Origin of the sequence: Lentzea sp. (assembly GCF_035525475.1) — a bacterium.
Lineage (GTDB): Bacteria > Actinomycetota > Actinomycetes > Mycobacteriales > Pseudonocardiaceae > Lentzea.
In genome coordinates, this window is sequence record NZ_DATLEC010000055.1 from 1 (window position 1) to 10,557 (window position 10,557).

Sequence of the window (10,557 nt, forward strand, 5' to 3'; positions counted from 1 at the left end):
GCTGCTCGCCACGCTCGACGCGTGGCGCGACTTCCGGCACCACTGGCTCAGCGGCGTGCCCGTGCGCGGGCTGTCGCGCTCGGCGCGAGCTTCGCTCGTGCTCGGTCAGCTCAGGCGGCAGAGGAGTTCCGCGAGCGGTACCAGGTCAGTGAAACGGTCGAGCTGCTCGTGCTCACGGCGATCGCCGGCTTCTTCCTCGCCGGACTGATCGACAACAGCCTGATCGACTGGACGGTGGAGACGACCACGGACCACCCGTGGCTGCTCGTGTTCCTGCCTCTGCTCTACGTCCCCGGCTTCGCGTTCTACGTCGTGTCACTGCTCTGGTCGCTGCTCGGAGCGGCCTTCGGCTTCGCGGTGCCGCGCCCGTTGGCGTGGTCGCTCGACCGCGAGAAGCCGGGCTACCACGTGCGGTGGTTCGGCTTCTTCCTGTTCGTGGCGGGCTTTCACTTCGACCTGCTGGCGAGCTGAACGCCGATATCCGATATATCGGTTGTGCGATGGACGTTTGCGGTCGACCGCAAACGTCCATTGCACAAGGCCTGATCAGCGCAGGTCAGGGCGTTGCAACGACGAGCGCGTCACAGCGCGGCGAGGCGCTCTCGTAGCGTGTCGAGTCCCATGGAGCCCATCTCCAGGGCTTCCTTGTGGAACTGCTTGAGGTCGAACGCCGCGCCCTTGCGGGCCTTGACGTCGTCGCGCGCGGCCAGCCAGAGGCGCTCGCCGAGCTTGTACGCCGGCGCCTGGCCCGGCCAGCCGAGGTAGCGGTCGATCTCGTCGCGGGAGGCCGCGGGCTCCTGCAGCGTGCGGGTCAGCAGGAACTCCAGGCCGAGCTCCGGGGTCCAGCGCTCGCCGGGGTGGAAGCCGGTGCCGGCCGGGATCTCGAGCTCCAGGTGCATGCCGATGTCGATGATCACGCGGGCCGCGCGGAACAGGTGCGCGTCGAGCATGCCGAGCAGGTCGCCGTCGTCGTCGAGGTAGCCGAGCTCGCGCATGAGGCGTTCCGAGTACAGCGCCCAGCCCTCGCCGTGGCCCGACACCCAGCACAGCAGGCGCTGGAAGTCGTTCAGCGTCTTCGACTGGTACACGGCCGTCGCGCACTGGAGGTGATGGCCCGGCACGCCCTCGTGGTAGACCGTCGAGGTCTCACGCCACGTCGGGAACACCGTCTTGCCCTCGGCGATCGACCACCACATGCGGCCGGGGCGGCTGAAGTCCGCGGTCGGCGGCGTGTAGTAGGCGCCGACGCCACCGCCGGGAGGCGCGATCCGGCACTCGAGGTTCATCAGGGCGTCGGGCAGGTCGAAGTGCACGTCGCGCAGGTCGAGCAGGGCCTTGTCGGACAGCTCCTGCATCCACGCCTGCAGGCCGTCCTGGCCCCGCACCTGGTAGCGCGGGTTCTCGTCGAGGTACGCCGCGGTCTCCGCCAGCGACGCGCCCGGCTTGAGGCGGGACGCCACCTCCTTCATCTCGGCCTCGATGCCGAGGAACTCCTCCCAGCCCCACGCGTAGGCCTCGGCCAGGTCGAGCTTCGAGCCGGTGAAGTAGCGCGAACCGAGGCGGTAGCGCTCCTCGCCGACGGCGTCCTTCTCCGGCGCGAGCGGGGCCAGCGACGTGCGCAGGAAGGTGGCGAAGTCCGCGTAGGCGGCGGAAGCGGCCGCGGCACCGGCGTCCAGTGAGGACCGCAGGGAGCCGTCGACGTCGGCCGACGCGACGAACGAGGTGAAGAACGTCGACGACCAGACGTCGCACTGCGTGGCGACCTTGGTCACCTGGCGCAGCGCGGACACGTTCCCGCGAGAGGCGGCGTGCGAGAGAGACGCGCGCAGACCGTCCAAAGCGGCGGGGACGGCGGAGAGACGGCGGCCGATCGTGGCCCACTGCTCCGGCGTGTCCGTCGGCATCTGGTCGAAGATGTCGCGCACGGACTGGATCGGGCTCGCGATGACGTTCAGGGAGGACTCGGCGTCGCCGGCCTCGTAGCGCTCGTGCTCCAGGCCCGTCCGTTCCAGGAAGACGGCGCGCGCCGCCTCCTCCGACGCATCCGCGGGCTGGGCGGCGGTGATCTCGGCGAGCGCGCGGACGGCGAGTTCGTCGCGCGCCGCGTGTCCTTCCGGTGAGAAGTCCGTCAGCTGGTCGTCGGACCCCGCGAAGCCCAGGTTGGTGGCCGTGATCGGGTCCAACGCCACGTAATCGCTGACGAATTTGTTGCTGATGTCGTGCACGGATGCCATGCGCCGAGACGCTACCTCGCACCTGTTCGCGCCAAAAGGTAGTTAGTCAAGCTCACGACCAACGGAGGGAACTGCGTCGTCCGGCCCGTGCTGGCAGGATGTCCGGGTGCGTCGATCCCGGGCACTTCTGCTGCCGGTCTTCCTGCTGCTCACCCTCTTCTCGCTGAGCGGTTGCGTTCGCGTCTACGCGGCCATGGCCGTGTCGGACGACGACCGCGTCTCCGGCGAGATCGTCGCGGCCACGCCTCCCACGCAGGACAACGATCCCGGTCCCCAGCTCAAGGTGCCGCCGGAGCTCGCGAACCGCGTCACCACCAAGCCGTACCGGGTGGAGCAGTACGCGGGCACGCAGCTGTTCTTCAACGACTTGTCGTTCGACGAGATACGCACGCTGTCGATGACCACCAGCTCGTCGAACAGCCGCTACAGCCTGAACTTCCGCCGGTCGGGTGATCTTGTCACGCTCTCGGGGTCGGTCGACCTGACCCAGGTGCCCGTGGAACGCGCCGACATCCAGGTGAAGGTGAGCTTCCCCGGCAAGGTCGTGAACACCAACGGCCGCGAAGAGGAGAACAACACGATCGCGTGGTCTCCGAAACCCGGTCAGGCGTCGATGCTGCAGGCCACCGTGCAGTACGCGGGCGAGAACTCCAGCTCGTTCTTCGGCTGGGCGCTGCTCGTCGCCGGGCTCACCGGCGGCGCCGCGCTGATCGTCGTCGTCCTCGCGCTCATCGCGCACAAGCGCAGCGCCGTGGCCTAGGACGTCAGGCCCGCGCCACCAGGCCGAGACGTCCCAGCACTTCCCGCGTCGCCTTGGCCCTGTTCATCGTGTAGAAGTGCAGCGCTGGCACGCCCTCGTCGAGCAGCCGCTGGCACATCTCGGTCGCGATGTCGATGCCGGTCGCGCGGAACCCCGCGACGTCGTCGGCGTACGGCTCCAGCCTGCGCGCGATGTCGGGCGGCAGGTCGGCGCCGGACAGCTCCACGATCTTGGACAGGCCGCGCGGCGACAGCATCGGCATGATCCCCGGCAGGATCGCCGCGGAGCAGCCTGCGGCCGCCACCCTGTCGCGCAGCCGCAGGAACGGCTCCGGCGCGTGGAAGAGCTGGGCCACCGCGTAGTCCGCGCCCGCGTTGAGCTTGCGCAGCAGGAACTTCAGGTCGGTGTCGAGATCGGCCGAGCGCGGGTGCCCGTACGGGAACGCCGCCACGCCCACGCAGAAGTCGCCGAGCTCGCGGACGAGCGACACCAGCTCGTCGGCGTAGTTGAGGCCCTCGGGGTGCGCGACCCACTCGCCCATCGGGTCGCCGGGAGGGTCGCCGCGCAGCGCGAGGACGTTGCGCACGCCGATCGCCGCGTACCAGCCGATGACGTTGCGCAGCTCGGCCACCGAGTGGTCGACGGCGGTCAGGTGCGCGACCGGCAGCAGCGTCGTCTCCTGCGCGATGCGGCCGGTGGCGCGGATCGTGCGGTCGCGGCGGGACCCGCCGGCGCCGTAGGTGATCGACACGAACGCCGGGTCGAGGCCCTCGAGCTCGCGGACGGCCTTCCAGAGGACCTTCTCGTCCTCGGCGTCCCGAGGCGGCAGGAACTCCACCGAGAACTTGGGTGACTCCCCTTGAAGCCGCTCCACCACCGACGTCATGGCACCAACACTAGTGGTACTTCCGGAGAGTGGGACACCCGCTCACGATGTGGTACGCGGCCCCGGCATGCGCGTGGTGCCGGACACAGCGGACCATGGACGTGTGTCCCACCACCCCGTCGACGTGTCGCTGCCCCGGCACGTCGAAGCAGCGTTGACCACGTACCTGGCCACCCGGCGCGCGTCCGGCGAAGCGATGGATCCGAGCTTCGCGAGCGCGGTCGACGCGCTCTCGGACTTCGTGCTGGGCGGCGGCAAGCGCATCCGCCCGACCTTCGCGTGGTGGGGGTGGCGCGCGGCCGGCGGCGACCCGGACGGCGAGCTCGCGGGCGAGGTGCTCACGGCGATCAGCTCGCTGGAGCTGATCCAGGCGTGCGCGCTGATCCACGACGACCTGATGGACGCCTCCTCGGTGCGCCGGGGCAAGCCGACCGTGCACATCGCGTTCGGCGCGCGGCACCGCGAGCAGGGCTGGCTCGGCTCGGCGGAGCGGTTCGGCATGTCGGCCGCCGTGCTGATCGGCGACATCGCGCTGGCGTGGGCGGACGACATGCTCTTCGCCGCCGGGCTGCCGTCCGACGTGCTGCGCCGGATGAGCGAGCCGTGGCGGGACATGCGCACCGAGATGCTCGCGGGCCAGTACCTGGACGTGCTCACGCAGGCGCGGGGCGACTCGTCCCCGGACGCGGCGGTGCGCATCGACCGGCTCAAGACCGCCGCGTACACCGTCGAGCGGCCGCTGCACATGGGCGCGGCGATGGCGGGCGGGGCACCGGAGCTCGTCGACGGACTGCGGGCGTTCGGCGCGGACATCGGCGTGGCGTTCCAGCTGCGCGACGACCTGCTCGGCGTGTTCGGCGACCCGGAGGTCACCGGCAAGCCCGCCGGTGACGATCTCTCCGAGGGCAAGCGGACGCTGCTCGTGGCACTCGGCATGCAGTTCGGCGCTGATATATTGGATATCGCTCTCGGCAAGCCCGACCTCGACCTCGACACGGTGGAGGAGGTCCGGCGCACGCTCGTGAAGGTCGGCGCCGTCGACGCCGTCGAGGAGCGCATCGAGGAACTGACGAAGAGCGCGCTGGCCGCGCTCGACGCGGCTCCCGTGGCGGAACCGGCCGCCGCGAAGCTCGCCGACCTCGCGATCAGCTCGACGAAGCGGGCCTTCTGAAGTCGATCATGAACCAAGATCGGCACCGCTTCCTGAGAGTTCATTAACACCTCGTTGCCGCTGTGCCCCGTTGCTTGCTGACGCTTGCCCGCCTTGTGCAACGATGTTCGGGCGATGGCAGCAACTCCGTCCCTCCCCCGCACGAGCTCCGAGGTGTCTCCGCAGGAGCTGCATCAAGCCGTGCGCGCGAACACGTACGCCATCCCCATCCGCACGACCATGCTCGGCCTGCTGGGCGTGGCGCTGATCGCGCTCGGGGGCATGGGCGCCGGCGCGATCCTCGAGCGCGACCCGCTGCTCGCCCAGGTCGGGCTGAGCTGGCTGCGCTACGGCCACGGCCGCGACCTCGCGAGCATGGTGCTGTACCTGGGGCTCGGCCTCGTCATCTGGGCGTGGGTGCGCCTGGGCCGTCTCGTGCGCTGGGGTGAGATCGGCGACTTCGCCGTGCTGGTCGCCGTGACGGTGTGGACGTTACCGCTGCTCTTCGCGCCGCCGCTGTTCAGCAAGGACATCTACAGCTACCTGGCGCAGGGGCAGCTCGCGCTGAGCGGCTACGACCCGTACCAGGTCGGGCCCGCCGTGCTGCAGAGCACGCTCAGCGAGAACGTCAGCTGGGTCTGGCAGCACACGCCCGCGCCGTACGGGCCGCTGTTCATCCTCGTCGCGAAGGCGATCGTGTGGGCGACGGACGCGAGCGTCATCCTCGGCGTCGTCGCCATGCGGTTCTCGCTCGCGGGCGGGCTGGTGCTGTTGTGCTGGGCGCTGCCGGGCCTGAGCAGGCACCTGGGCGGCAAGTCGACCATCGCGCTGTGGCTGGTGGCGGCGAACCCGCTGCTGCTCGTCCACCTCGTCGGAGGCGCGCACAACGACCTGCTGATGATCGGGCTGATGGCCGCCGGCGTGCTGCTGGTGCTCGACCGCAGGCACGTCCTCGGCTTCGTGCTGCTCGCCCTCGCGTTCTCGGTGAAGGCGACGGCGATCGTGATCGCGCCGTTCCTCATCTGGATCTGGGCGGCGCGTCTCGAGGGCGACAAGCGCGCCCAGTTCCGCAAGGCGCTGGTGCCCGGCCTCGTGGCGTTCCTCGGAACCTTCGCGGCCTGCACGGCCGTCGCCGGGGTGACGCTGGGCTGGATCCCCGCGCTGCGCAGCTCGTCGATGATCATCAACTGGCTGTCGCTGCCGAGCGCGGTCGGCGACTTCGTGCGCATGGTCGTCAACTGGTTCCTCTACGTCGACGGCGGCATCTTCATCGCCGTCGCGCGGGGCATCGGCTCGGTCGTGCTGATCTGGATCGCGTACACGCAGTGGTGGGCGGCGCGCGACGGCGACGCCCGCGACAACATCAAGCGCGGCACGCTGACCATGCTGGCCGTCGCGCTGCTCTCCCCCGCGACGCTGCCGTGGTACTTCAGCTGGCCGCTGGCGCTCGCCGCCGGGTTCGCGTGGAGCACGGGCGCCCTCGTCACGATGACGGTCGCGTCGGTGTTCCTGATGCTCGTGACGTTCCCGAACGGCGACACGGCGCTCTACTCGTGGGGTTACCTCTTCTTCGCCCTGGTGGTGTCGGGACTCGCGGCGCGGTCGCTGGTGAAGCCGGACCCGTTCGGCTTGTCCACCCGCTACGAATGAGGCTCGCCCCATGAACGTGGGCGCCGCCTACGACGCCTGCCGCCGCGTGAACGCGCGCTACGGCAAGACGTTCTTCCTCGCCACGACGCTGCTGCGACCCGGCCAACGCCCCGCCGTGCACGCCCTGTACGCGTTCGCGCGCTGGGCCGACGAGATCGTCGACGCCGCCGGGGTGGACGACCGCGCGGGCGAGCTCGACCGGCTGGAAAGGCTGCTGGACGAACCTCCGTCGAACGCCGTCCTGCACGCGCTGGCGGACACGACGAGCCGCTACGGCATCGACCGGGCGCTGTTCACCGACTTCCTGGCGTCGATGCGGATGGACCTCGACGTCACCGAGTACGCCGACCTCGACGCGCTCGGCGTCTACATGCGCGGCTCGGCCGAGGTCATCGGCCTGCAGATGCTGCCGGTGCTCGGCACCGTCGTCCCCCGCGCGGAGGCCGAGCCGTACGCGGCACGGCTCGGGGTGGCGTTCCAGCTGACGAACTTCCTGCGCGACGTCGGCGAGGACCTCGACCGCGGCCGCGTGTACCTGCCGCAGGACGTGCTCGCCGCGCACGGCGTCGACCAGGACCTTTTGCAATGGTGTCGATTGCACCGGCGCGCAAACGTCCGGGTGCAAAGGGCTCTCGACGAGCTCGTCGCACACTCACATGCGATATATCAGTTGGCCGAGCCGGGCATCGCGATGCTGTCGCCGTCGTCGCGGCCCTGCGTGCGGACGGCGTTCACGCTGTACCGCGACATCCTCGGGCTCGTCGGCTGCGAGGTGCTGTGGCGACGGGTGGCGGTGCCGAGGACGCGGCGGATCGCCGTGGCGGTGCCCGGCGCCGGGCGGGCACTGCTCGCACGGGCGATGACGAGGTGAACCCGGTCTTATCCCCGGCCGCCTCGTCCTGGACCGCGCCAGACCACGACCACGGCGACGACGTTCGACGTCGCGGAGGCGTACACGGTTGTGCCCGCGAAGAAGAGGCGCAGGTCAGCGGACGCGTCGATGGTGAGCCGGGTGGTGAAGGTCGCGTTCGGCCGGCAGTTCGTGGTGGTGATCGTGGTCCACGCCGAAGCGCCCACCCTGACCTGCGCGACCACGTCGAGGCCGAGCGTGAGCTGCCGCTCGCCCTCGACGCCGAGCTCGCCCTTGATCTGGAGCTGGTTGCCCTTCTTCAGCTTCACCTTCGCGCCGCCGGCGTCCAGTTCCAGCGTGGTGGGCTTCGCCTGGACGGCGGGGGCCGCGGGGGCGGCGGCCGGCGAGAGCAGCAGGCCGAAGGCAGCGAGAACGGCGAGCAGAGTCTCGGACATGCCCACCAGCTCAGGGGTTTCAGACGTCTCCCGCCTGCGAAGACGCCTGAAACCGCTGTTCCGGGTGAACTAGAAGCCCATGGCCTGCGCGCGGCGCTTTACCTCACGCCCACGGTCTCCGCGCAATGCTTCGATCGGAGTGCCGGGGAGGCTTTCGTCCTCCGTGAAGAGCCAGCGCAGGATCTCGTCCGTGGAGTAGTTCTGGTCGCGCAGCACCGTGATGGTGCCGGGCAGACCCTTCACCACCCCTCCGGCGGCGAGGAACGCCTCCGGGACGACGAGAACGCCGGCCCGCCGCTCGGCGAGCAGTTGCCCGTCGCGCAGCATTTGGTGGACCCGGGTGACCGGAAGTCCCATTCGGTCGGCCACCTCGGCGAGGCCGAGAACCTCGAGGTCGGCAGCCAGTACATCCGCAGCGGCAGGAATCGCACTCACGGGGGTCACGATGCCATAACCGAACTGGGAACGCCCTTCCGCCAACCGGGTCATCCTGAGCTTTACCATCTCGCACTGTGGAGAGGTCGGTTTCGAACGTGATGGGTGGACTGCTCGAGCAGCGCTACCGGGTGGACGCCGTGCTCGCGCGCGGTGGCATGTCCACCGTCTATCGAGGTCGCGACACCCGCCTCGATCGCGATGTGGCCGTCAAGGTGATGGATCCGCACCTGACGGCGGACCCGGCGTTCGTGGCGCGTTTCGAACGCGAGGCGCGGGCGGCGGCCCAGCTGCACCACCCGGCCGTGGTGTCCGTGCACGACCAGGGCGTCGACGGTGACCAGGTGTACCTGGTGATGGAGCTGGTCGACGGCGGAAACCTCCGCGACCTGCTGAACCAGCGCGGCAAGCTGCCTCCCGCCGTCGCGCTGAGCGTCCTCGGACCGGTGCTGTCGGCGTTGGGCGCGGCCCACCGCGCCGGGCTGGTGCATCGCGACGTGAAACCGGAGAACGTGCTGATCGGGCCCGGTGGCCAGGTCAAGGTGGCGGACTTCGGGCTGGCCCGCGCGATCGCCGAGAACGGCGTCACGAGCGACAGCGAGATCCTGGGCACCGTCGCCTACCTGTCACCCGAACAGGTCGAGACGGGCGCCGCGAACGCGCGCAGTGACGTGTACTCGGCCGGCATCGTGCTCTACGAGATGCTGGCGGGCAGGGCGCCGTACCGCGGCGAGACGCCCATCTCGGTGGCCTACCAGCACGTGAACTCGGACGTGCCGTCGATCCCGGAGATCCCGCTGGCGCTCGACACGCTCGTGCGCAAGGCGACCCGGCGCGACCCGGTGCTGCGTCCCGTGAACGCCGACGCCTTCCTCGCCGAGCTGGAGCGCGTGGGCGCGGAGCTGGGCCTGACGCCCCAGCCGGTGCCCGTCCCCGGCACGGCGCCCGAGAACGACAGGACCGTCGTCATGCGACCGGTCCCGGTCTCGGTCGGCGCCACTCCCCCGTCTGCCGCCGAGGCGACCAGGCCCGTCGTGCAGAAGCCGCCCCTGAGCTCGGCGATGACCACCGTCCACACCGGTCCGCCGACGCCGCCGCCGGGCATCGCGGGCACCCGCACGATGGAGCGCCCCGAGCCGCCCCGGCGCCGGCCTCCCCAGAACCGGGCACCGCGCAAGCCCAAGGTCGACCCGGCCGAGGAGGAGCGCAAGCGCAGGAAGAAGCTCTTCGTCATCGGCGGCTCCGTGGTCGGCGTGCTGGTGCTGATCGTCGGCCTGTACTCGTGGTTCCTCGGCACCGGCCGCTACACCACGGTGCCCGCGGTCGTCGGGCAGTCCGAGCAGAACGCCGTGCAGCTGCTGCAAAGCGCCGGCCTGACGCCGCTGATCGAGAAGGTGCCGTCGGACGAGGTGCCGCTCGGCCAGGTCATCCGCTCCGAGCCCGGTCAGGACACGGAGCTGCGCAAGAACGAGGCCGTGCGGGTCATCGTGTCGCGCGGCAGGCCCGTGGTGCCGTTCGTCAGCGTGGGCGCCGAGGTCGACGCCGCCACCAAGGAGATCGAGGCTGCGGGCCTGAAGGCGGCCAAGGACCCCGCGAAGGACGCGTTCCACGACACGGTGCCGATCGGCAAGGTCGTGGCGCTCGACCCGCGGCCCGGCACGGCGCTCAAGATCAACGAACCGGTGACCCTCGTGCTCAGCAAGGGGCCGTCGCCGCGCACGCCGGTCCCGAACGTCACGGGCAAGACGAAGACCGAGGCGTTCGCGGAGCTGCAACGCGCCGGGATCGAGCCGGTGGAGGCCGGAGGCGACGAGGCGGCCGAGAACGACCAGTCGCGCGTGGTGCGGACGGACCCGGCCGCGGGCACGGTGCTGGAGGGGACGGGAGCCAAGCGCGTCACCGTGTTCTTCCAGAACGACCGGGAGGTCGAGGTTCCGGACGTGTCGCGCAAGAAGGTGCGCGAGGCCAAGGAAGAGCTCGAGCGGGCCGGCCTCAAGGTGAAGGTCGAGTTCAACAAGAGCGGCAACGCCACCGTCGTGAACCAGTCGATCCCGCCGCGGTCGCGGGTGAAGCGCGGGACCGAGATCACGATCTTCGGTCTCTAGCGGTGAGCGAGACGAAGGGCCCCGCGTTCACG

Annotated in this window: 10 protein-coding genes; 6 read left to right on the plus strand and 4 right to left on the minus strand. The window is 70.3% G+C overall.

Annotated elements, in window-relative coordinates; genetic code table 11:
• On the plus strand, window positions 1-471 hold a 471-nt coding region (locus tag VM306_RS09650), incomplete at its 5' end, for a hypothetical protein (protein WP_325513196.1).
• A 110-nt stretch (window positions 472-581) separates the two neighbouring features.
• On the opposite strand, the gene VM306_RS09655 is transcribed toward VM306_RS09650, so the two are convergent.
• Window positions 582-2,234: a DUF885 domain-containing protein gene (locus VM306_RS09655; protein WP_325513198.1), complete on the minus strand. Its 1,653-nt coding sequence runs from the start codon at window positions 2,232-2,234 to the stop codon at window positions 582-584.
• Between the two features lie 106 nt (window positions 2,235-2,340).
• Between VM306_RS09655 and VM306_RS09660 the strand changes: the two genes are divergently transcribed.
• A complete protein-coding gene (locus VM306_RS09660) occupies window positions 2,341-2,994 on the plus strand; it encodes a DUF3153 domain-containing protein (protein ID WP_325513200.1) in 654 nt (217 codons plus the stop codon).
• A 4-nt stretch (window positions 2,995-2,998) separates the two neighbouring features.
• Here the strand turns inward: VM306_RS09660 and metF are convergent, their stop codons facing one another.
• Window positions 2,999-3,880 (minus strand): methylenetetrahydrofolate reductase [NAD(P)H], encoded by an 882-nt coding sequence (gene metF, locus VM306_RS09665; RefSeq protein WP_325513202.1) that lies wholly within the window; start codon window positions 3,878-3,880, stop codon window positions 2,999-3,001.
• 103 nt (window positions 3,881-3,983) lie between these two features.
• Between metF and VM306_RS09670 the strand changes: the two genes are divergently transcribed.
• The 3 genes from VM306_RS09670 to VM306_RS09680 all read left to right on the plus strand — a co-directional run bounded on the left by VM306_RS09670 (window position 3,984) and on the right by VM306_RS09680 (window position 7,551).
• Window positions 3,984-5,051 (plus strand): polyprenyl synthetase family protein, encoded by a 1,068-nt coding sequence (locus VM306_RS09670; protein WP_325513204.1) that lies wholly within the window; start codon window positions 3,984-3,986, stop codon window positions 5,049-5,051.
• A gap of 114 nt (window positions 5,052-5,165) precedes the next feature.
• Window positions 5,166-6,680, plus strand: coding sequence for a polyprenol phosphomannose-dependent alpha 1,6 mannosyltransferase MptB (gene mptB / locus VM306_RS09675; protein ID WP_325513206.1), 1,515 nt, complete (start codon window positions 5,166-5,168; stop codon window positions 6,678-6,680).
• A 10-nt stretch (window positions 6,681-6,690) separates the two neighbouring features.
• Entirely contained in the window at window positions 6,691-7,551 is an 861-nt protein-coding gene (locus VM306_RS09680) for a phytoene/squalene synthase family protein (RefSeq protein WP_325513208.1), read from the plus strand.
• Window positions 7,552-7,559: 8 nt separating this feature from the next.
• On the opposite strand, the gene VM306_RS09685 is transcribed toward VM306_RS09680, so the two are convergent.
• Window positions 7,560-7,985 carry a hypothetical protein gene (locus VM306_RS09685; protein ID WP_325513210.1) on the minus strand — a complete coding sequence of 142 codons (426 nt, stop codon included), beginning with the start codon at window positions 7,983-7,985 and terminating at the stop codon, window positions 7,560-7,562.
• Window positions 7,986-8,054: 69 nt separating this feature from the next.
• Window positions 8,055-8,420 (minus strand): Rv2175c family DNA-binding protein, encoded by a 366-nt coding sequence (locus VM306_RS09690; protein ID WP_325513215.1) that lies wholly within the window; start codon window positions 8,418-8,420, stop codon window positions 8,055-8,057.
• Between the two features lie 77 nt (window positions 8,421-8,497).
• Between VM306_RS09690 and pknB the strand changes: the two genes are divergently transcribed.
• Window positions 8,498-10,525, plus strand: a complete 2,028-nt coding sequence (gene pknB, locus VM306_RS09695) for a Stk1 family PASTA domain-containing Ser/Thr kinase (protein WP_325513212.1) — start codon at window positions 8,498-8,500, stop codon at window positions 10,523-10,525.
• The last annotated feature ends 32 nt before the right edge of the window (window positions 10,526-10,557 follow it).